Source organism: Bacteroidota bacterium (genome assembly GCA_016713925.1).
In the GTDB taxonomy this organism is placed as follows: domain Bacteria; phylum Bacteroidota; class Bacteroidia; order AKYH767-A; family OLB10; genus JAJTFW01.
The window spans coordinates 1-22,232 of the sequence record JADJOH010000007.1 but is presented as its reverse complement, the minus strand read 5'-3'; the positions used below and the strand labels follow the sequence as shown (position 1 = coordinate 22,232).

Genomic DNA, 22,232 nt, shown 5'->3' with positions numbered 1-22,232 from the left:
ATGATTCTAAAAAGGTAGGGTGTATGCAAGTAGAAACAATTCGTCTGTCAAGTTTACACAAGGGAGAAAGTGCGATCATCGATTCTTTTATGGATGACACTATGAAGCAAAAATTACTGGAGATGGGTTTTCTTCCCGGCGACACTGTCACTTTAGATAGATTCGCACCATTAGGCTGCCCCATAGCTATTGAAGTGAACGGCTCAACATTAGGTATCCGATTAGATGAAGCTGCGTCTATTATTGTCAAACCCATCCATTAAAAATTTCACTTGGTTCAGTCTGTAGCTGTGGATGCGGATATCCGTAAACGTTATGTGAAGGTTGTTCTTGCAGGAAATCCCAACAGCGGAAAAAGCACTTTATTTAATATCCTCACGGGCTTACATCAAAAGGTCGCTAATTTTCCCGGTGTTACTGTTGAAAAAAAAACCGGTCATTGCCGGATTTATAATTCCAATACAGGGCAGCCTACATCCTTTGAAATCATAGACCTGCCGGGCACCTATAGTCTTTATCCAAAATCACCTGACGAACGTATTCCCTTTGAAATTCTCTGCGACACGTCGAATGAAAGTCATCCGGACATTGTTGTTTTAGTGGTGGATGGCACCAATCTCAAACGGAGTCTGTTTCTGGCCAGTCAAATCATTGATCTGAAGATTCCCTGCGTGTTGGCGTTGAACATGATGGACATGGTGAAGAAAAACAAGATCGACATTCAGGTGGCTGAACTAGAAAGTCGATTGGGTGTCCGCGTTATTCCTATTAATGCCAGAAATGAAGAGGGGATAGAAGAACTTAAGCAGGCTTTGCTCAGTCCTATTCCTGTACCTCTAAATGCCATTTTTGAAACGGATCAACTTGCTCCAAAACTATTGAAGAGTCTGAGCGAATTGCTAGAACTTAAAAGCAACTACGCGGGACTTCAAATTGCTCATCATGCAGATGCACTGGATGATTTTCATTATTCCGCTGAATTAAAAACCAAGGTACGATCACTATTGCAGGAACAGACTGGCGATTTCAATAAACTGCAATCCTTTGAAACGCTGGAACGCTATAAAGTCATTCAGGAGATTCTAAGTCATGCGGTAAGACAAGAAAAAAACACAGGGAAATCTTCTGTCACACAAAAAATTGATCGTTTTTTAATGCATCGTTTCTGGGGATATTTTTTCTTTTTGCTGGTTCTCTTTTTAATCTTTCAAACCATTTTTAGTCTTTCCGAATTTCCCATGAATTTCATCGATGAAACATTTACCCTGTTAAGTGATGCGATGAGAGAATCATTACCTGCCGGAATGCTGAATGATTTATTGGTGGATGGGGTGCTTGCCGGTGTGGGTGGTATTGTCATTTTCATCCCTCAAATCGCTCTTCTATTTATGTTTATCGCACTTTTGGAAGACACGGGTTATATGGCACGTGTCAGTTTTCTGATGGATAAACTGATGCGCAAATTTGGATTAAATGGTCGATCTGTAATTCCACTGATGAGTGGTGCGGCCTGTGCTGTCCCTGCCATTCTTTCAACAAGAACCATCGGAAGTTGGAGAGAACGTCTCATCACCATCTTTGTAACCCCACTGATGAGTTGTTCCGCCCGATTGCCGGTATACATTACTCATTGCATTGGTCGTCCCACAGAAAATGTTCTTTGGTGTAATCGGATTACAGGGAGTGGTAATGATGTCGCTATATCTAATTGGTTTTATAGCTGCTATTGCTTCGGCAGCTCTCTTTAAAAATTTCGTAAAAGCAAAAGAAAAAGCCTATTTCATCATGGAAATTCCGGTGTACCGGATGCCCAGGTGGAGTAATGTTCTTTATTCCATTGTTGAAAAGGTACGCATCTTTCTCTTTGATGCAGGGAAAATTATCATTGCGATTAGTATTATCCTTTGGTTTCTCTCTTCACGCGGACCCGGAGAAAAATATGCTCAACTGGAAGCGCAAATGGAAATGATCTCCTTAAAAGAAGGAATTGATTCTCCTCAAACTTATGCTATTCAATCAGAAATGCTGGAAGCCTCCTATGCCGGTAAGCTCGGACATATTATTGAACCGGCTATTCGTCCTCTGGGTTTTGACTGGAAGATTGGTATCGCGCTGGTCACCTCTTTCGCAGCGCGAGAAGTTTTTGTTGGCACGATGAGTACCATATACAGTGTGGGACAAAATGAATCCGACGCTTTGACCGTAAAAGATAAAATGCGGAGAGAGGTTAATCCTGATACCGGCGGACCACGTTATACATCCGCTGTGGGCTGGTCGCTCATGTTATTCTACGCATTTGCCATGCAATGTATGAGCACGATGGCCGTAGTGAAGCGTGAAACCGGTGGTTGGAAATGGCCATTGATTCAATTTGCCTATATGTCGGCTCTCGCCTGGTTGAGCAGTTTTCTGATCTATAATTTGCTGAAATAAACAGCAGCGCTTAAAACTGTTTATTACTTTTCCGGAAGTTCGTTTTTGCACTCCCTATATTTGTCGCATAGATTAATCAGTCATGTCAAGCCCGGTAACAGGAGAGCATTTACGAATAGCATTAGGTAAATATTTGCCTGCGGAAGCCGTAGACACCTGCTTTGACTGGATTCATCAATACCGAATCAGGGTAAGGATTAAGAAAAGTCGACAAACAAAATTTGGTGATTATCATCCGCCACATGAAGGGAAAAGCCATACCATTACCATTAATTACGACCTCAACCCTTTTGCATTCCTGATCACATTCACACATGAAGTAGCACATCTCACCTGTTTCCTAAAACACCGGGATAAAGTTGCTCCTCATGGACCGGAATGGAAAAGTCATTTCCGATTTCTCATGCAAGGATTTCTTGATCGAAAAATTTTTCCCGAAGATGTATCTCACGCCTTGGCCAACTATATGCGCAATCCGGCTGCCTCCAGTTGCGGTGACATAGAGATGATGAAGGCCTTGCGACGGTATGATCAACACGCCCCGGATTGGGTACATCTGGACGAAATCCCTTTTAATTCCGCCTTTGCTCTAAAAAACGGAATGCACTTTGTCAAAGGCCATAAACTTCGAAAAAATTTTGAATGTTTTGAAAAGCATTCCAGACATAAGTACTTTATACATCCGTTGATGGAGGTGAAACTATTAGACGAAGTAGGGTTACGAATACGAAGATTTACGAAAATACGAAATACGAATATTTCGAAATCGCGATGCAATGTACGAAATACGAATGTTTAAGAATTTTGGAATTTACGAATGTAGGAATGGAAATACAAGAATATGAATTCTGAAATTTGATGATTGAATTTACGAAATCTATTTGATTTCAGGTACGAAATTGTGAATTTTACGATTTGAGATGAAGAAGCTAATTCTAAATTTGAAATTATTTTCTTTAGAAAACATCTGTTAAAACAGCTGTGGCATTCGGCGATGTTTTTCATAGAGCAGGTGAATAATGCCATCGGACAAACCAATTTGCGGGACCAGAATTTTATCTATCTCAGCTGTCTTCATTACTGCAAGAAATATTTTTGCAGCCGGCACAATCACATCGGCACGATCAGGATTTAATCCGAGTGTGGTGATGCGCTCCTCCACAGTAAATTCTTTTAGAAAATAATACGTTTCCTGGATTTTAGAAAACAGCAAGGGCTTATTCTCCTTCCGGTCGGCCATCTTAAAAATCTTATTGATATTTCCACCGGAACCAATGGCAGTAAGAGGTTGATGCGCCTTCGTTTTTTCCCGAATCCAATCTTTAAAATATCCCCAGGTTTCCTTGCTCACCTGATCATGCAACAAACGGATTGTGCCGATATTGAAGGATTGCGATGCGGCGATATGTCCCTCGGCGAATAAAGTCAGTTCCGTACTTCCACCACCTACATCGATGTATAAATAAGATTGATCATGCGCCAGATGTTCGGCGATATGATTGGAATAAATAATCTGTGCTTCAGTTTTCCCGTCAATAATTTCAATCTCTACACCGCTTTGTTGTTTCACATAACGAATGATTTCCAGATTATTTTCTGCTTCCCGCATTGCGGCGGTTGCACAAGCTCTGTAATCAATGGCTCCGAAAACATCCATAAGCAATTTAAAAGCCTTCATTGTTTTCGCCAGTTGATTTTTCTTCTCCTCAGAAATTCTCCGGAAACGAAAGGCATCCTCTCCCAGACGAATGGGCATCCGCACTAACTCGGCCTTTTTAAATACAGGCTCCGGACCACCTTCGTAGACATTACAAAGCAATAGTCGCACTGCATTAGAACCAATATCGATAGAAGCAAATCGCAAGTTGTCAGTAGATAATTTGATACGTGCCGAATTTACAGTTAATAATTTAAACTTTCCAATTGTTTCATCAGCAGTGGAAGCAATTTCACCTTTTCTTTTTCACAATCCGGTGAATTTCGACAAATAGTTGTAAATAGCTTCCTGCGTTCGGATCTTGGTTCGGGATCGGGTATGTCGATACTGATTATCCTGTTGAACATTAATAACACGGGCTTTCACATTGTCCTGCCATTGAATCTCCAGCATATCCAGCAATTGCTTCTGAATCCCCTTATCATAAATGGGCACACCCACTTCCGAACGAAAGTCGATGTTTCTCGGCATCCAGTCAAAAGAGGAAATATAATACCGCGGATCACCGTCATTCGCAAAAACAAAAACACGGGCATGCTCGAGATATTTATCTACGATGCTGACCACCTCAATATTCTGACTGAGTCCTGTCACACCGGGAATCAATGAACAAATGCCACGGATAATCATCCTGATCTTCACTCCTGCCTGACTGGCTTCATACAATTTCCGAATCATCTCTGCATCGGTCAGACTATTCATCTTTAAAAACATCCAGGCTTCTTTACCTTCTGATGCGTTGTCAATTTCCTTTTGTATAAACTGCAAAAACTTTTTACGCGTATAAAAAGGAGATACAATGAGATGCTTATACGTACCGGTTTTATAATTGTCGTTATAAAACTGGAAGACCCTCGACACCTCTTCAGTAATTCTTTTATCACTCGTTATCAAACTATGGTCACAATACAATCTTGCCGTTTCTTCATTAAAATTTCCGGTACCGATATGTGCATACAACACTTCCTTATTCTGTTCATGTCTGCGAATAAGGAAGAGTTTGCTATGCATTTTTAGTCCGGGGACACCATAGATGATCTTGGCACCTTCTTCATTCAAGCGATTGGCCCACTTGATATTATTTTCTTCATCGAAGCGCGCCTGCAATTCCACTACCGCTGTGACATGCTTTCCATTCCGGATGGCATTGATGAGCGCATTGACGATATGTGAATTTTTAGCCAGGCGGTATAATGTAATATCGATGCTTTTTACTTTGGGATCAATCGATGCCTCCCTTAAAATATCAATGATATGGTTGTAACTTTGATAGGGAAATGAAAGCAGAATATCTTTCTGTTTTATTACGCGAAGCACACTTTCACGAGGCTTTAGTTCCGGATGAGATAATGCCGGCGGATTCTTTGAACGCAATTCTGCTCTGTTCAAAGAAGGGAATTTCATAAAATCGACGAAATTGTGATAGCGTCCGGCGGGAATGGGAAGATCTTCCATACTGAACTTAATACGGCGCGTAAAATATTTCACCGCATCCTCCGGTAACTCTTCATCATACACGAGTCGTGTGGGCTGACCTTTACTTCTTCTCTTCACACTCTCCACTACTTTCTTCACCAGACTTTTCGTCACATCCTGCTCGATATCCAACTCAGCATCCCTGGTCAATTTAATCGTATAGGCGGAGATGGTATCATATTCGAAATTGAAAAACAAGTCATCCAGGCAATAACGAATAACGTCATCCAGCAGAATAACGTACTTATTGTCTTTCGGAAGCACAGTAAATCTGGGCAGCACATTGGATGGAATTTCAACAAGAGCATAGCGGGGCTTTGAATTCTTTCGTTGCATCACCACCATGAAATAAATACTCTTATCGCGCAGGTACGGGAAACGCTTTACATTATCGAGAAGGATAGGCACCAAAGTTGGCAACACCTGCTCTCTGAAATAATCTTTAACAAACTTTCCCTGATCTGTTGTAAGTTGCTTTTCATTCAAAATAAAAATGCCACTTTTTTCCAGCTCCTTCAAGAGATTTTCATAACTCTCATCAAAATACTCCTGTTGCTTCACGATAATCTTCTGGATACGCTCCAGCAACAAAACAGGATCCTCACCCACAATATCCACCCCTTTTTTCCCTAAACGAATCATTCGCTTGATAGTAGCGACACGGACTCTAAAAAATTCATCGCGGTTACTGGAAACAATACCCAGAAATTTCAATCGCTCCAGCAAGGGCACACTTGGATCATTCGCTTCCTGCAACACACGATCGTTAAAGGCCAACCAACTGATATCACGGTTGACCAATAACACTTTATCATTCTTCATACTCCTCTCCCGGAATTTTTACTTTGATTTCTTCCCGGAAACTTTTTTAACAGGGGCAGACTTCTTCACTGCTTTTTTAGCTGCAGTTTTTGCTTTCTTAGCGGCAACTTTCACTTTCTTCACCACAATCTTCTTCTCCGTTGTCTCCACTTTCTTCTCAGCAGGTTTAACTTCCAGTGATAATTTATGCTTCACAAATTTCTTGGCTACTGATTTCGCTGCCGATTTAATGGCCTTTGACATACCTGCCGCAGCTTTTTCATCCGACTTCTTCAGAATATAAGCAATACTCATCGCCAATTGATGTTCAATTTCCTTTCTGTATTTTTTGTCCATAATAAAGTTTGTTTTGTTTTAATAACGCGCAATTCAGTGAATTATCTGCAAATGTTCATAAAACTTAATGAATAGCCGGCTTCCTAACGTAAAATTAATATTAGCTTAACTTAGAAAGGCTTGTGGCCGGAATAAATTACTTGCAGTTTTGCCGATCCTTGAGAGGGAAGCTCCCCTTGTTTTATGGGAACATTCATAATTGCGACACCGGATGTTGGCAAGTGAGGACATACCGATCCACAAAGGTGATTGATAAAATCGGTAAAACCGGGATTATGTCCGAATAATATTGCTCTACCAATAGTGGGTGGAATCTGAGCAATAACATAGAGCAACTGTCTGACCCCGTCTTCATAAATCGCCGCATCAAGTTGGATACTATCCATCTTATAACCCAAACGATTTGCAAAGATTAAAGCTGTAGAGTATGCCCGGATGGCAGGACTGCTTATAAGTAAGTCGGGGTTGCTAATTTTTGAAGCTAACCAATTTGCTGAATCAGCAGCATCCGAATAACCACGATCACTCAGATGCCGTTCAACATCATTCTGTACATAGTCATTGTATAAGGATTTTGCATGGCGGACTAAAATCAATTCTAAATTCATTTTACTATTAAATTTGATTGAAGTAAAAATAAGGATAATGTCGACTTCACTGAGCTCGAAAGTGAACTATCAATCGGGCATAAGAGTTAAAATTGACCAATACCAACACGAATACGATCGATGTTCAGTCTTCTACTTTTCCCGCAACAACATAAGATACGTTGGAAAATGGTCAGAATAACCTCCCATATATACACCAAAGTCAAATGTTCTCTTGGGGTACCCCTTGTATCTGCCGGAGTTTTGTAACATAAATTCCTTTTTGAAAATCAATGCTTTATGAAGAAAGAAACCCTTTTGGTCTTTGGGTATGAAGGCTTGAGAAACGATGATCTGATCAAAAAGATTCCAGGCATCGTTGTATGCTAATGTTCCAATACCTTCTTTATAGTAATCCACCCATGGATTATACATTCCACCGGACTTAACTTTTTCTTTGTTTCCTGTTGCACCCAACACCTTGGTGACTGATGGGCTTACCGGATCATCATTCAAATCTCCCATTAAAATCACCTTCGCATTGGGATCGGCCGACATAATGGAATCAATTTTAGCCTTTGCAACACCTGCAGCCTTCGCGCGACCGGGTGCAGAAGCTTCCTCTCCCCCTCTCCGGGATGGCCAGTGATTCACAAAAAAATGCATCGGCTCACCGTTAAAGAGTCCGTATACATACAATATATCCCTGGTAAAATAGGGCTTGCCATCCCTTCCCTCCAAAGGGACGAATAAAGATTCCGCTTGAAGCACCTTGAAATATTTAGGATTATACATCAAAGCCACATCAATCCCCCTGACATCAGGGCTGTTAAAGTGTACAGGGGTATAATTGCGGGATGCTAATTTGGGCTGGCGAGCCAGATCCTTCAAGACAGACTCATTTTCAATTTCAGCCACTCCAAAAACGGCTAAACCATCGGGACTCAAATCAGTACCTATCTGGCTTAGCACCTCTTCCAATTTGCCCAATTTGTCAATATAGACTGTTGGTGTATATAAATTCGCTCCTTTCGGAGTAAACTCTTCATCATTGACATCCGGCTGATCTATCGTATCAAACAGATTTTCAAGATTATAGAAACCGACTAAGCTGACATGATATTGTTTTTCCTGCCCCTTGCAGAAACCATTAACAGCAAGTATAAGAAGGAAGGTGAGTGGTAAACGGAGAACTTTTTTCATCATCATTAGAGGATACAAACCTACAAAAAGCCCTTACTTCATCGCATCATTTTAAAGATTTAATGTTTAGGTTACATGCTTCCTTACAATATTCATAGTTTGGTAAGGGAGTATTTCTTTATTTTTGCCCTCCCTGCAATAATTATTAATCAACTCAACTATGAAGTTATGTAAAGCCTTTCTATGGCTATTGTTTTTCTTACCATTCTCCTTATATGCTCAAAATTCATTGGTAAAAGGAATTATATTAGATCGTGATACCCGGGCGGCATTAGGAGGAATTGAAGTCCGTCTCAGCGGAAATTTAACTTTTAAAACTCAAAGCACCTTAGAAGGCACTTTCGAAATAAGTGATGTTCCTTTTGGAGATTATCTTTTTGAAATCATTGCAGTGGGCTATGATAACGCTCCTTTAAAAGTAGGTGTCACTGCGGTAACCACTGATTTAGGTCCGATTCAAATCACACCTTCTGATAACTCTCAATTAAATTTACAGGAGAATCTTCCTATTGTCACCTTAAGTGAGACGGACATGAGAGAGTCTTCCTCTCAAAGTGTTGCAGGTGTGCTGACTGCCGGCAGAGATCCTTTTGCAGCAGCGGCCGCTTTTAACTTCAGTGCGGCCCGTTTTAGGAACAGGGGTTACGACAATGAAAATCTAACGCTTTTGAATGGAATTCCGGTAGAAGACCTGAGCAGCAGCAGAACTTTGTTTGGAACATGGGCAGGACTGAATGATGTGACCAGAAGCCGGGAAAGCACTTATGGATTAAATGCATCAAATTATACCTATGGAAGTCTGGATGGGTCATTCAGCATCGACACCAAAGCTTCGAAGCAACGTAAGCAATTTTCATTGAGCTATGCCAATTCCAACAGAACTTATAATAACCGTTTGATTGCTTCATACGGCACCGGTCTTCTCACTGGGGGATGGGCTTTTGCTGCCTCTATTTCCCGCAGATGGGGGGATGAAGGATATGTTCCCGGGACGTTTACCGATGGATGGTCATGGTTTGCTTCAGTAGAAAAGAAGTTTGGCACCAATCATTCTCTGAGTTTAACGCATATGGGTGCGAACACGATGAATGGAAGAGCCAATCCCGCTGTGCAGGAAGCCTATGATCTTGCAGGAACCAATTACTACAATCCGAACTGGGGTTATCAGAATGGTGAAGTCAGAAATGCCAGAATAGGAAAACAGCAACAACCTTTAACTATATTGAGTCATGAATGGAAAATCGGTTCAAAATCTGAACTCGAAACCTCCTTCGGCTATCAATACGGAAGTACGAGTCTGAGTGGATTCGATTGGTTCAATGCTTCCGATCCAAGACCCGATTATTACCGACGTTTGCCGAGTTATATTTTAGATCCGCAAGCCGCCGCCGCAACAGCGCAATTATGGCAAACGGATGAAAATTTCAGACAAGTAGATTGGGAAGGTATTTACAACACCAACAAAAACTCTTTTGAATCCGTTCAGGATGCCAATGGTATCATCGGAAATACTGTTTCGGGCAGACGCTCCCGTTATATCATTGAAGAAAGAGTGACCGATAATAAGCGTATTTCATTTGCGACAAACTACAATACCGTTATCGGCGACCACTTTATTTTTAGCGGAGGGTATTTGTATCAATTCCAGGAGTCAGAAAATTACAAGAGGGTAAATGATTTACTCGGCGGTGAATTCTATGTCGACCTTAACCAATGGGCGGAACAGGATTTCCCGGACTCCTCCGAAGCTTTACAAAACAATCTGGAAACACCAAACCGCATCCTGAAAGAAGGAGATAAATTCGGATACGACTACCTTTCAACAGTGAAGAAAGACATGGCCTGGGTGCAAGGACAGTTTAAATTTAACAAGGTTGACTTTTTCATGGCTTTCCATCTTGCTTCTACGGAATTCTTCAGGACCGGCAAATACAGAAATGGAATCTTTGCGGAAAATTCATTAGGCGATTCTAAGAAAGAGAACTTTAATACATTGGGTGTAAAAGGCGGTGTCACCTATAAACTCAACGGAAGAAATTACTTTTTCCTCAATGGCGCGTATGAAACCAGAGCACCTCTTTTTGAAAATGTCTATGTCTCTCCCCGTACCCGCAATGATGCTGTGGCTGACCTGACAGAGGAGAAGATCACCTCTGTGGAAGGCGGTTATCTTTTAAGAGCGCCAAGAGCAAAAATCAGAGCAACACTTTATTATACTCAACTCAATGACGGATATAATGCAGTAAACTTCTGGCATGATGACTTCCGAACCTTTGTCAATTACACGTTGAGTAATATGGACAGAAGACATGTAGGTTTGGAGTTTGGAACGGAAATCACATTAGGGAAAGGATGGAGTACGAACATGGCTGCAGCAGTCGGTCAGTATTATTACACGGATAGAATGATTGCACAAATCACTCAGGACAATAATGCCGAAGTACTTGCAGTAGATGAGACCATTTATTCCAAAAACTTCTTCGTTTCCAACGGCCCGCAAAACGCCTTTATGGCTGGTATTATGTATCGCTCAAAGAAATTCTGGATGGTGAACCTGTCCGCGAATTTCTTCAGCAATAATTATGTGGATTTCAATCCGGCCAGACGTACAGTTGCAGGCCTGGACTTAATCAGCGATACGCAGGCAAGAGAAAACATCATTGATCAACGTAAGGCTGATGCACAAATGACTGTGGATTTATTCGCAACAAAATCCTGGCGCGTGAGTGATTTCATCAATGGTATGAGGAGAAACACCTTTCTGGTATTGAATCTGGGTATTTCTAACATTCTTGACAATCAGGATATGATGATTACCGGATTTGAACAACTTCGCTTCGATTACACAGATAAAAATCCTGATAAATTCCCCCCTCGTTACTACTATGGCTTCGGCAGAACCTACTTTGCCTCCGTCATTGTACGTTTCAATTAATCCCTCACTCTAAAAATCTCCAATATCACATGATATCCTTCATCCGATTAAAAAAACATTTACTGACAGTTCTTCTGTTCACAGTAGTTGCTCTTAGTATTACTTCTTGCCGCAAAGACGATTTCGATGAGCCGCCATTGAACGGTGCCGATCCCAATCTGACGGTAAACATGACGATTGATTCATTGAAGCGTCTCTACAAAGACAGCATCATTGTTTTCAATAAAATTGTTACCATCAAGAATGACTGGATCATTGCCGGTGTCGTAACTGCCGATGATAAATCCGGTAATTTCTACAAAACGATGGTCATTGAAGACAATACTGCGGGTATCTCTATTCGACTGGATCAATCCGAATTTCATGTGGATTACCCGGTTGGTAGAAGAGTTTTTGTAAAATTAAAAGGCCTGGTGATGGGAGATTATGGCAACCTTATTCAGCTGGGAGGTTATATCGACAATACCGGCACCAGTCCTGAAGCTGCACCAATTCCATTGAGTCTGGTGCAGGAGTACATTGTTGGAGGAGTTTATGGAGTGAATTTACAACCTGCACAAGTTTCCATTCTGGATTTAAACAATACCGATAAATGGCAGAATCGCTTTATTGAAATTCAAAATGCAGAATTTGCCACTGCTGATACCAGTCAACCCTATGCAGATGCTGCATTGTTACAATCTGTGAACCGAACTGTGAATGATTGCAACGGGGGTTCTATTATAGTTCGTACGAGCGGCTACTGCAATTTTGCGACCAAGCTCACACCATCCGGAAAAGGAACCATCAAAGGAATTTTCTCGATTTACAATTCCGACTTGCAATTGATCATTCGCGATACCACCGATGTTAAAATGGATAGTATTCGCTGTAACGGTGCCGGCGGACCTGCTTCTTACATTGACATCAGTGATGTACGTGCTTTGTATTCCGGAAGTACAGTACCTGTAAATGGCAATTTCTACATTCAGGGAGTAGTGATCAGTGACCGCACTACGTCTAACCTCAATGGACGAAATTTATTCATTCAAGATGCTACCGGTGGAATTTGTGTTCGCTTTGCGGCTAACCACACTTTCAATCTTGGTGATTCGTTAGAAATAAATATTGGCGGACAAAGTCTGGGAGAGTTCAGCGGACTACTTCAATTGGGTACCAGCACTCCGAGCGTTCCACTTGCCAATGTTACTACACTTGCAACAGGAAAATCGGTAACACCTCAGGTCGTAACGGTGAGTCAGATTCTCACGAATATGTCTACTACTGACTCCTGGGAAAGTTCATTATTAAAAATTGACAATGCTACTATCAGTGGCGGGGCTACGTATTCAGGATCAATTCAAATTACAGATGCCTCCGGAACGATGACACTTTATACTGCCAGCGGAGCGACCTTCTCAGGGACTTCCGTTCAAACCGGCAATGTCAGCATTACAGGCATTTTAACTGATTATAATGGTACTGTGACTGCTCCAAATACGAATGCGCAATTGCAGATCAGGTCGACAAGTGATGTTCAGCCATAACAGGTCGCGACATCTTGTAGTCACAGGTTGCGGCACATTGTAGTGATGACAGGTCGCGACCTGTCACTACAGGGTGCCGCGGCGGGCTTGTTCGGCTTCGATGGATTCAAAGAGGGCTTTGAAATTTCCCTTGCCGAAGGATTTGGCACCTTTGCGTTGAATGATTTCGAAGAATAAGGTGGGACGATCTTCAACAGGCTTTGTGAAAATTTGCAGAAGATAACCTTCTTCATCCCGATCAACCATGATGCCCCATTTCTTAAGGACTTCCATATCTTCTTCAATGATGCCTACTCTGTCCTTTACTGTATCATAATAGGAACCTGGAACATAGAGGAATTCGATACCACGCTTGCGCATCTCTGAAACTGTAAACACAATGTCATCGGTGGCTACGGCGATATGCTGACAACCCGGACCTTTGTAAAAATCGAGATACTCTTCGATCTGTGATTTCTTCTTGCCGTGAGCCGGTTCATTGATCGGAAATTTGATATAGCCGTTACCGTTAGTCATCACTTTACTCATGAGTGCCGTGTACTCGGTGCTGATGTCTTTATCGTCGAAAGTAACGAGGTTAGCGAATCCCATCACGTCATTGTAGAACTTCGCCCATTGGTTCATGCCACCCAATTCTACATTGCCTACCATATGGTCAATGTATTTTAAGCCCATATTTCCGGGACGATATTCGGTTTCCCATTTTTCGAAGCCGGGGAGGAATAAGCCGGTGTAATTTTTCCGTTCTACAAAAATATGGACAGTATCGCCATAGGTATGAATCCCTGAACGGCGGATGACACCATCCTTATCATTAATTGTTTCCGGTTGCAGGAAGGCTTTCGCGCCACGCTTAATGGTTTGTTCAAAAGCGTCGTAGGCATCGTCCACCGTGAGGGCAATCACTCTGACTCCATCACCATGGCGGCGGATATGATCGGAGATTTCTGATTCCGGATCAAAAGGAGAGGTGAGTACGAGTCGGATTTTTCCCTGTTGCAGCACATAGGAACATTTATCGCGCTGACCTGTTTCAAGTCCGCTGTATGCCAGCTCCTGAAAACCAAGTGCAGTTTTGTAGAAATGCGCGGATTGCTTGGCGTTGCCTACGTACAATTCGACGTAATCGGTGCCGTTGATGGGAAGGAAGTCCTGGGCTTTATCGAAGATTTTAGCTCCGGAGTATTGATAGTTTTTTACTTCAGTTAGATTATCCATACTTTAATATTTTCGTTTCTATACTTTAATTCTATTCAAATTTAAACTCCAGTCTAAACGCAACGTTCGCAGCGGTTTCGCAGCGAGAGCAACGATTTGCTTTGAGATTTTTCAATGAGGATCGCAGATAATTCTCATGGATCCTCTTTGATTTTAAACTATAACACTATTCTTTTTTTCCTGACCGTTAGTACTCATCCAGCTATGGTAATAATCGCCGAGTTCGAGGGCGAGGGCGGCTTGGGTAATTTTTACGGGGTTGAAGGGATCAATCATGACGGCCAGTTCATTGGTTTCCTTCTTACCGATGCTGCGCTCGATGGCTCCGGGATGTGGTCCGTGAGGAATGCCGCCGGGATGTAAGGTGAATTGTCCTTGTTTGATATCGTTGCGGCTCATGAAATCACCATCTACATAATACAATAACTCATCGCTGTCGATGTTGCTATGGTGATAAGGTGCGGGTATTGCCTGAGGATGGTAATCGTACAGACGCGGCACGAAGGAACAGATCACGAAATTTCTTCCCTGAAAATGCTGGTGAATGGGAGGCGGCATGTGAATGCGTCCGGTGATGGGTTCAAAATTGAAAATAGACATGGCATAGGGATAAGAGCATCCATCGTAACCCACCACATCGAAGGGATGATTGCTATACACATAAGGATACATCAATCCACGCTTTTTAATTTTTACGAGGAAGTCACCGGTTTCATCGTGCGTTTCCAGGTTCACCGGCAGACGAAAATCGCGCTCACAGAAGGGAGAATTCTCCATGAACTGACCATACTGATTGCGGTAACGGGGTGGTGTTTCTATCGGACTAAAGGACTCTGTAATCTGCAAACGGTTATCGCTCGTATCAAAACGCATTTGATAGATGGTACCACGGGGAATGACCAGATAATCGCCATAACCAAAATCAATGGATCCATACATCGTACGGAGTGTGCCGGAACCGCGGTGGACAAAAATCAGTTCATCGGCATCCGCGTTTTTATAGAAATAATCATCCATGCTCTTCCGCGGGGCTGCGATACCGATAGTCATGTCGCCGTTCAGAAATAAAACCGTTCGGCTTTCCAGATAATCATCCATCGCCGGTAAATCGAAACCGAGATAGGAACGGGCCTGCAGGTTATCCTCAATGGCAATCGTCGGGCGGACAGAATAAGCTTCTCCCCTCCTTTACCTGTGTAGGCGGATAAAGATGGTACACCAGCGATGACATTCCCGAAAAGCCTTCTGTACCAAACAATTCTTCATGGTATAAGTTGCCATTGGGTTGACGAAATACGATATGACGTTTTGGTGGAATAATTCCGACTTGACGGTAGATGGGCATGATAGAGATGTTTAAGCGCACGAAGCTAACTCACCCCAAATTTTATTGAAATGACAGAAATCAGTGTGGGAGTATGATTTAGTTTTAAAAACAGCTTGTTCGCACTTTTCAACAAATGATGATAAATCAAACCACACCTACAGCAAAAATTAGTTGCTTTTATATCCTACTTTTGCGCCCTCATTCGCCCCACCCATCTCATGGAAATTCAGCTTCGCTCCGCCCTGTTATCTGTTTATCATAAAGAAGGACTCGACCCGATTGTGGAGGGTTTACACCGACTCGGCGTCCGACTTTATGCGACCGGCGGGACTTATGATTTTATCCGTGAAAAAGGAATCCCCGTTACCCCGGTGGAAGATATTACCGGCTATCCCTCAATTCTCGGAGGCCGTGTAAAAACCTTGCACCCGGCAGTTTTCGGGGGGATTTTGGCGAAGAGATCCGATGAAGTCCATCAAAGTGAGATGCAACAACATGCATTGCCCTTTATTGATTTGGTGGTAGTGGATCTTTATCCCTTTGAGGAAACGGTAAAAAGCGGTGGGAGCCCGGAAGCCATCATTGAAAAAATTGATATCGGTGGCATCAGCCTGATTCGTGCGGGAGCCAAAAGTTTTAACGATGTTTTGATTATACCTTCTCTTACAGACTATCCTTTGCTTAAAGAAATAATTGATAATCAAAACGGTAAGACAAGTTTAGACCAACGTCGCCTCCAGGCTTTAAAAGCTTTTGGCGTAAGTAGTCAATATGATGGAGCCATCAACACCTGGTTCAACCAAGGAGATCTCAACAAAAGTACAGTTCAATTTCCGGCGGATTGGAGCAGTCGTTCCCTTCGTTATGGAGAAAATCCACATCAAAAAGCAATGTTCCACGGCAAACCGGAAGAGGTATTTACTCAACTTCATGGCAAGGAACTCAGCTACAATAACCTTTTGGATGTTGATGCGGCCATCTCCCTCATCTCTGATTTTTCCGAGCCTACGGTTGCCGTGATCAAACATAACAATGCCTGCGGACTTGCTTCTGCACCCCTTCTCCTCACTGCCTGGGAAAAAGCGCTGGCCGGTGATCCGGTCTCTGCTTTTGGAGGGATTATCATTACCAACCGGGAGATCGATAAAGAAGTCGCCGAAGCCATGAACAGCCTCTTCTTTTAAGTCCTGCTGGCACCGGCTTTTACTGAAGATGCCCTCGCGGTTCTTCAAACGAAGAAAAATCGCATGTTGCTTAAAACCAATACTTTTAACCCTCCAAAACAAGTGTTTCGAAGTGTTTTAAATGGTATACTGGAGCAGGAAGCCGATCATCAAACGGAAACAGAAAAAGATCTGAAAACAGTTACCCAACAATCCCCTTCGCCTTCTGAAATCAGTGACTTATTGTTCGCCAATAAAATAGTGAAGCATAGTAAGAGTAACGCCATCGTCTTAGCGAAAAACGGACAACTGCTGGCCAGCGGTGTGGGACAAACCTCCAGAGTGGATGCGCTCCAACAAGCCATTGCCAAGGCCCAACATTTCGGTTTTTCCCTCTCAGGAGCAGTGATGGCTTCCGATGCGTTCTTCCCTTTTCCGGATTGTGTAGAGATTGCCCATGCAGCAGGTATTACCGCCGTGATACAGCCGGGAGGATCCGTGCGTGACCAGGACTCAATTGATAAATCGAATGAACTGGGACTTGCGATGGTCATTACAGGCTATCGTCATTTTAAACATTAATGCGTTCATAATTCAAATTATTCTCTCCACTTTTGCATACCTGATAAAACTACCTTGCAGCGATCTAAGGAAATATCCTTTCTCAGCAACACATCACCATAATCACCCGTAGGTTCTCCGGAACAGACATTAACAAGCAAACGCGCAAGCATGGGACTCTTTGATTTCCTTACACAGGAGATCGCCATCGATCTGGGGACAGCAAACACCCTCATCATTCACAACGACAAAGTAGTTGTTGATGAACCATCCATCGTAGCCATCGACCGTACAACGGGCAGAGTCATCGCAGTAGGAAAACAAGCGATGATGATGCACGGTAAAACTCATGAAAACATTAAAACTGTTCGTCCTTTAAAAGACGGTGTTATCGCCGACTTTGAAGCCGCCGAGCAGATGATCAAGGGAATGATCCGAATGATCAGTTCCGGAAATAAGCTTTTCACCCCCTCCCTCCGAATGGTAATTTGTATTCCTTCGGGGATCACGGAAGTGGAAAAACGGGCAGTACGTGACTCGGCCGAACATGCAGGAGCTAAGGAGGTTTACCTCATCCACGAGCCTATGGCTGCCGCGATCGGTATTGGTATCGACGTAGAAGAGCCGATGGGAAATATGATCATTGATATTGGTGGTGGTACCAGTGAGATTGCAGTTATCGCCCTGGGTGGTATCGTTTGCGACCAGAGTATCCGTGTGGCGGGAGATGGTTTCACGACAGATATCTGGGATTATATGCGACGTCAGCATAACATCCTCATTGGAGAACGCACTGCGGAGCGCATAAAAATTGAAGTAGGTTCAGCACTTCCTGAACTTGAAAATGCTCCTCCTGATTTTGCCGTACATGGTCGTGATTTGATGACCGGTATTCCAAAAGAAATTACGGTAAGCTATCCGGAAATTGCACATGCTTTGGATAAATCCATCAGTAAAATTGAAGAGGCGATTCTGAAAGCACTTGAGATCACCCCTCCTGAGCTTTCTGCCGATATTTACCGCACAGGCATCTACCTCACCGGTGGCGGCGTCTTACTGCGCGGACTCGACAAACGGATATCCATGAAGACCAAACTACCGGTACATGTAGCCGAAGATCCGCTTCGTGCCGTAGTACGTGGTACCGGAATCGCCCTGAAGAACATCCATCGCTATAAGTTCCTTCAGCATTAATATTTCTTTGCTGACTTCATTTGATTTCAGCGAATCATCCTGCCGCAACACAGCGCTATCGTAAAGAAAAAACATGAGGCTACTATTCCTCCTTCTCTGGCGCAATAACTTCACCATCTTCTTTATTTTATTGCAGTCCATATGTCTGTATCTGCTGGTGCGCAACAACCGGTTTCAGCAGGCATCTGTACTCAATGCCACGAACAAAGTGGTCACCACCACTATGGAAGGGGTTAATTATGTGAAAGAGTATATCCATCTCCGCGATAACAATAATTTACTGGCGGAGGAGAATGCCAAACTCCGAGCTTTGCTAAATGAAGCCCAGTATGATAATGACAGTACGGCAATAACCATAAAAGATTCTGTTTCCGTTCAGCAATACACCTACCTGGATGCGAGGGTCATCAATAATTCGATCAACCACCGGAATAATTTCATCACGCTCAATAAAGGCCGCTTGCAGGGAGTACATCCTGAGATGGGCGTCATCACCGACAAAGGAGTTGTAGGAATCGTCAATCATGTTTCGGATCATTATTGCACGGTGATGTCCTTGTTGCACAAAGAAACCAATATCAGTGCGATGATTAAGCGGAATAAATTTTTCGGTTCACTGAAATGGGAAGGGAATGATCCCAATTATGCTTACCTCAATGAAATTGACAAGACGGTTCCGATCCAAAAAGGCGACACCATCGTTACTACATCCTTCTCCACCGTTTTCCCTGCAAATATTATGATTGGTCGTGTGGAACAAACCCTGACCGAACCCGGATCACCCTTCTTCAAAATAAAAGTGAAGTTGTCGATGAATTTTGGCAATCTCAGCCATGTGTACATTGTCAAGAACCTGATGAAGCAAGAGCAGGAGCAATTGGAAGTCATCAATAAACCAAAGGAGGACGAACAATGATTCTGCTTATCCTCCGGCATATTCTACGATTCATTGTATTGATTACGGTGCAGGTTATCGTCCTGAACAATATTCAATTGGGTACTTTTATCAATCCATTCCTTTATGTTCTCTTTTTACTCTCCTTACCGGTTCAGCTGCCAAAAGGATTGCTTCTTCTCGTTGCCTTCCTCACCGGCTTAACCATTGACATGTTCCAAAATACTCCCGGCATGCATGCGTCAGCATGTGTTTTGCTGGCCTATGTAAGGCCTGTCTGGTTGAGAATAATTGCACCTCGTGACGGCTACGAAACCGACGCTGAACCTTCCATCCGAAAATTCGGATTTCCCTGGTATCTCGCTTATGCGGCACTCCTCATCTTTATACATCACTTGTTATTGTTCTTTGTAGAGGTTTTCCGGTTCAGTGAATTTTTTGATACACTCCTGCGTATATTGCTGAGCAGTGCGCTAACTTTGCTGCTGGTGGTAATTTCTCATTATCTGACCATGAAACCAAAGAGTAATGCATAATGCAAGATGTTGGTTTCTTCTTTTAAGGAAATATCTCTTTGAATTAGTATCATTGAAAGGAGAATGGAACTGTATCAACCTTGATCAAAATCAATAAACATTTGCACCCTTTGTCAAACCGGACAAACCATATAACCCTTTACCCGATCCATGTATAATCCCGGGTCAGGACAGCGATTTGTCATCCTCAGTATTTTCACTGCGGTGGTGATCATTTTTATGATCCGCTTATTTTACATTCAGGTGGTGAATGAAACGTATTCGGTTTCTGCTACTAATAATGTATTGCGTTATATCACAGATTACCCGGCGCGGGGAATGATCTATGATCGTAACGGGAAAATCCTTGCTTACAACCAGGCCGTATATGATCTTATGGTCATACCGAAGCAGGTGAAAGACCTCGATACTGCCGAATTTTGTCGCTTGCTCGATATGCCGATCGCCTCCTTCATCGAAAAAATGAACAAAGCGAGAACCTTTTCAAGAATGAAGGCCAGCATCTTTGAAAAGCAAATCTCCGCTGAAACTTTTGCCACCTTTCAGGAAAAGCTCTATAAGTTTCAGGGATTCTTTGTCCAGCCCAGAACATTAAGAAAATACCCCAACAACACTGCGGCGCATGTCCTCGGTTATATTGGTGAGGTGAATGATGCGTTGATTGCCAAAAAACCCTATTACCGTCAGGGGGACTATATCGGTATCAGCGGGATTGAACAAAGCTACGAGCAAGAGCTCAGAGGCCGGCGAGGCGTACGCATCATTATGGTAGATGTGTTTAACCGTGAAAAAGGCAGTTACAAAGAAGGCATTTACGATACCATAGCAATTGCAGGAAAAATCTGATAGCTACTCTGGATGCTGACTTGCAAGCTTACGGAGAACAATTGCTTCAAAATAAAATCGGATCATTGGTGGCTATTGAGCCGGCGACGGGTGAAATATTAGCCATGATTTCCAGTCCCTCTTACGATCCCAATTTACTCGTGGGAAGGGTACGCTCTAAAAACTACTCCCAGTTACTCAAGGATCCTTTGAAACCACTTTTTAATCGCGCCATGCAAGCCTATTATCCTCCCGGCTCTACTTTTAAATTGACGAATGCCCTCGTCGCATTGCAGGAAGGCATTATCAACCCCGGCACGATTTACCCGCATTCATTCGTTGTAGGAAGTAAGAGTGTGAAATGTCATCCCCATCCTCCCATTGCTTTAGAGGGTGCGATTCAATATTCCTGCAATCCCTATTTCTGCAATACGTTTCGGTCATTCATCGACAATAAAAAATTTGGAAGCAGTGAAAAGGGCTATCGCTTATGGCGCGAGTACCAGATGAGTTTTGGTATTGGAATAAAAATCGGAGTAGATATGCCGCATGAACTCAAAGGATTAATTCCTTCCGTTGAGTTTTATGATAAAATTTACGGGCGAGGGAGATGGAAGGCTTCTACGATTTATTCATTGGGAATTGGTCAGGGAGAGTTGGGCATTAACCCAATGCAAATGGCAAATATCCTCTGCATCATCGCCAACAAAGGCTATTTTTATACGCCCCATGTCATTAAAAAAAATTGACGGAAAACCCAATACCTCCCGGAACCTCGACACCAAACATTTCAGTAAAGTTGACAAACAGTATTTTGATATTATTCAGGATGGCATGCAAAAAGTGGTAGAAGCCGGCACTGCCAGAATAGCCCGATTCGACACGGTCATCATTTGCGGAAAAACCGGTACGGCGCAGAATCCGCATGGGAAGGACCATAGTTTGTTCGTGGCCTTCGCACCAAGGGAAAATCCGAAAATCGCTATTGCCGTGATGGTAGAGAACGCAGGATTTGGTGCAACCTGGGCCGCACCTATTGCCAGCTTGATGATGGAGAAGTATTTAAATGACAGCATTAAAATTAAAAGACTGCCACTGGAAGAAAGAATGTTGAAAGGCAATCTGCTTCCATTGGAAAACAAAAGTCTGGAAAAGCCGGGTGGCCTGCTACGTGATTCCTCGAAAGTTGTCTTAAAGCAAAATAAGCAGAAGGCTATTGGTAATCGACAAAAAATTCTGACGAAGAATTAGGAATTCAGAATTCAGAATTCAGAATTCAGAATTCAGAATTCAGAATTTAGAATTTAGAATTTAGAATTTAGAATTTAGAATTTAGAATTTAGAATTTAGAATTTAGAGTTTAGAATTTAGAGTTCAGAATTTAGAATTTAGAGTTTAGAGTTTAAAGTTCAGAAATAAGTTAATAACAATTTATACAAACTAATTCCTTGCGTAAGCAGAAAAGCATATTCGAAAAT

The 22,232-nt window shown here is 42.6% G+C and carries 15 protein-coding genes and 3 pseudogenes; 11 read left to right on the top strand and 7 right to left on the bottom strand.

The window, feature by feature from the left end:
- Positions 1–38 precede the first annotated feature (38 nt).
- The 3 genes and pseudogenes from IPJ86_08225 to IPJ86_08215 all read left to right on the top strand — a co-directional run bounded on the left by IPJ86_08225 (position 39) and on the right by IPJ86_08215 (position 3,232).
- The gene (locus IPJ86_08225; protein MBK7887275.1) at positions 39–263 is read left to right on the top strand and encodes a ferrous iron transport protein A; all 225 of its coding nucleotides are present in this window, start codon (positions 39–41) and stop codon (positions 261–263) included.
- A 54-nt stretch (positions 264–317) separates the two neighbouring features.
- A pseudogene (gene feoB / locus IPJ86_08220) lies at positions 318–2,433 on the top strand (ferrous iron transport protein B).
- An 82-nt stretch (positions 2,434–2,515) separates the two neighbouring features.
- Positions 2,516–3,232 (top strand): SprT-like domain-containing protein, encoded by a 717-nt coding sequence (locus tag IPJ86_08215; GenBank protein ID MBK7887274.1) that lies wholly within the window; start codon positions 2,516–2,518, stop codon positions 3,230–3,232.
- Between the two features lie 171 nt (positions 3,233–3,403).
- Here IPJ86_08215 and IPJ86_08210 read toward each other — a convergent pair whose 3' ends face one another.
- The 5 genes from IPJ86_08210 to IPJ86_08190 all read right to left on the bottom strand — a co-directional run bounded on the left by IPJ86_08210 (position 3,404) and on the right by IPJ86_08190 (position 8,574).
- Entirely contained in the window at positions 3,404–4,297 is an 894-nt protein-coding gene (locus IPJ86_08210) for an exopolyphosphatase (GenBank protein ID MBK7887273.1), read from the bottom strand.
- A gap of 99 nt (positions 4,298–4,396) precedes the next feature.
- Entirely contained in the window at positions 4,397–6,448 is a 2,052-nt protein-coding gene (gene ppk1, locus IPJ86_08205) for a polyphosphate kinase 1 (GenBank protein MBK7887272.1), read from the bottom strand.
- A gap of 18 nt (positions 6,449–6,466) precedes the next feature.
- Positions 6,467–6,784, bottom strand: a complete 318-nt coding sequence (locus tag IPJ86_08200; GenBank protein ID MBK7887271.1) for a hypothetical protein — start codon at positions 6,782–6,784, stop codon at positions 6,467–6,469.
- A 110-nt stretch (positions 6,785–6,894) separates the two neighbouring features.
- Positions 6,895–7,392, bottom strand: a complete 498-nt coding sequence (locus tag IPJ86_08195; protein ID MBK7887270.1) for a histidine phosphatase family protein — start codon at positions 7,390–7,392, stop codon at positions 6,895–6,897.
- Between the two features lie 132 nt (positions 7,393–7,524).
- Positions 7,525–8,574: an endonuclease/exonuclease/phosphatase family protein gene (locus tag IPJ86_08190; protein ID MBK7887269.1), complete on the bottom strand. Its 1,050-nt coding sequence runs from the start codon at positions 8,572–8,574 to the stop codon at positions 7,525–7,527.
- 160 nt (positions 8,575–8,734) lie between these two features.
- Between IPJ86_08190 and IPJ86_08185 the strand changes: the two genes are divergently transcribed.
- Together IPJ86_08185 and IPJ86_08180 are read left to right on the top strand one after the other, a co-directional pair.
- Positions 8,735–11,509 carry a TonB-dependent receptor gene (locus IPJ86_08185; GenBank protein MBK7887268.1) on the top strand — a complete coding sequence of 925 codons (2,775 nt, stop codon included), beginning with the start codon at positions 8,735–8,737 and terminating at the stop codon, positions 11,507–11,509.
- A 29-nt stretch (positions 11,510–11,538) separates the two neighbouring features.
- Complete coding sequence (locus IPJ86_08180) at positions 11,539–13,035, top strand: hypothetical protein (protein MBK7887267.1); 1,497 nt, start codon at positions 11,539–11,541, stop codon at positions 13,033–13,035.
- 66 nt (positions 13,036–13,101) lie between these two features.
- Here IPJ86_08180 and hppD read toward each other — a convergent pair whose 3' ends face one another.
- Both hppD and IPJ86_08170 read right to left on the bottom strand, forming a co-directional pair.
- A complete protein-coding gene (hppD, locus tag IPJ86_08175) occupies positions 13,102–14,253 on the bottom strand; it encodes a 4-hydroxyphenylpyruvate dioxygenase (GenBank protein MBK7887266.1) in 1,152 nt (383 codons plus the stop codon).
- 153 nt (positions 14,254–14,406) lie between these two features.
- A pseudogene (locus IPJ86_08170) lies at positions 14,407–15,598 on the bottom strand (homogentisate 1,2-dioxygenase).
- 200 nt (positions 15,599–15,798) lie between these two features.
- Between IPJ86_08170 and purH the strand changes: the two are divergent.
- The 6 genes and pseudogenes from purH to IPJ86_08140 all read left to right on the top strand — a co-directional run bounded on the left by purH (position 15,799) and on the right by IPJ86_08140 (position 22,005).
- Positions 15,799–17,325: pseudogene (purH, locus tag IPJ86_08165) on the top strand (bifunctional phosphoribosylaminoimidazolecarboxamide formyltransferase/IMP cyclohydrolase).
- 150 nt (positions 17,326–17,475) lie between these two features.
- The gene (locus IPJ86_08160) at positions 17,476–18,498 is read left to right on the top strand and encodes a rod shape-determining protein (GenBank protein MBK7887265.1); all 1,023 of its coding nucleotides are present in this window, start codon (positions 17,476–17,478) and stop codon (positions 18,496–18,498) included.
- Between the two features lie 73 nt (positions 18,499–18,571).
- Positions 18,572–19,414, top strand: coding sequence for a rod shape-determining protein MreC (mreC, locus tag IPJ86_08155; GenBank protein ID MBK7887264.1), 843 nt, complete (start codon positions 18,572–18,574; stop codon positions 19,412–19,414).
- Positions 19,411–19,929: a rod shape-determining protein MreD gene (mreD, locus tag IPJ86_08150; GenBank protein MBK7887263.1), complete on the top strand. Its 519-nt coding sequence runs from the start codon at positions 19,411–19,413 to the stop codon at positions 19,927–19,929. The genes mreC and mreD overlap by 4 nt, the downstream gene beginning before the upstream one ends.
- Before the next feature lie 150 nt (positions 19,930–20,079).
- Positions 20,080–20,775: a hypothetical protein gene (locus tag IPJ86_08145; protein ID MBK7887262.1), complete on the top strand. Its 696-nt coding sequence runs from the start codon at positions 20,080–20,082 to the stop codon at positions 20,773–20,775.
- 564 nt (positions 20,776–21,339) lie between these two features.
- Positions 21,340–22,005, top strand: a complete 666-nt coding sequence (locus IPJ86_08140) for a hypothetical protein (protein ID MBK7887261.1) — start codon at positions 21,340–21,342, stop codon at positions 22,003–22,005.
- Positions 22,006–22,232: the final 227 nt, after the last annotated feature.

Excerpts from the sequence above, each read along its gene's own strand:
- IPJ86_08215 (MBK7887274.1), top strand. The coding sequence starts at position 2,516 with ATGTCAAGCCCGGTAACAGGAGAGCATTTACGAATAGCATTAGGTAAA.
- IPJ86_08145 (MBK7887262.1), top strand. The coding sequence starts at position 20,080 with ATGTATAATCCCGGGTCAGGACAGCGATTTGTCATCCTCAGTATTTTC.
- IPJ86_08195 (MBK7887270.1), bottom strand. The coding sequence starts at position 7,392 with ATGAATTTAGAATTGATTTTAGTCCGCCATGCAAAATCCTTATACAAT.
- hppD (MBK7887266.1), bottom strand. The coding sequence starts at position 14,253 with ATGGATAATCTAACTGAAGTAAAAAACTATCAATACTCCGGAGCTAAA.
- IPJ86_08160 (MBK7887265.1), top strand. The coding sequence starts at position 17,476 with ATGGGACTCTTTGATTTCCTTACACAGGAGATCGCCATCGATCTGGGG.
- IPJ86_08190 (MBK7887269.1), bottom strand. The coding sequence starts at position 8,574 with ATGAAAAAAGTTCTCCGTTTACCACTCACCTTCCTTCTTATACTTGCT.
- IPJ86_08140 (MBK7887261.1), top strand. The coding sequence starts at position 21,340 with ATGATAAAATTTACGGGCGAGGGAGATGGAAGGCTTCTACGATTTATT.
- IPJ86_08185 (MBK7887268.1), top strand. The coding sequence starts at position 8,735 with ATGAAGTTATGTAAAGCCTTTCTATGGCTATTGTTTTTCTTACCATTC.
- mreC (MBK7887264.1), top strand. The coding sequence starts at position 18,572 with ATGAGGCTACTATTCCTCCTTCTCTGGCGCAATAACTTCACCATCTTC.
- IPJ86_08180 (MBK7887267.1), top strand. The coding sequence starts at position 11,539 with ATGATATCCTTCATCCGATTAAAAAAACATTTACTGACAGTTCTTCTG.
- IPJ86_08200 (MBK7887271.1), bottom strand. The coding sequence starts at position 6,784 with ATGGACAAAAAATACAGAAAGGAAATTGAACATCAATTGGCGATGAGT.
- ppk1 (MBK7887272.1), bottom strand. The coding sequence starts at position 6,448 with ATGAAGAATGATAAAGTGTTATTGGTCAACCGTGATATCAGTTGGTTG.
- mreD (MBK7887263.1), top strand. The coding sequence starts at position 19,411 with ATGATTCTGCTTATCCTCCGGCATATTCTACGATTCATTGTATTGATT.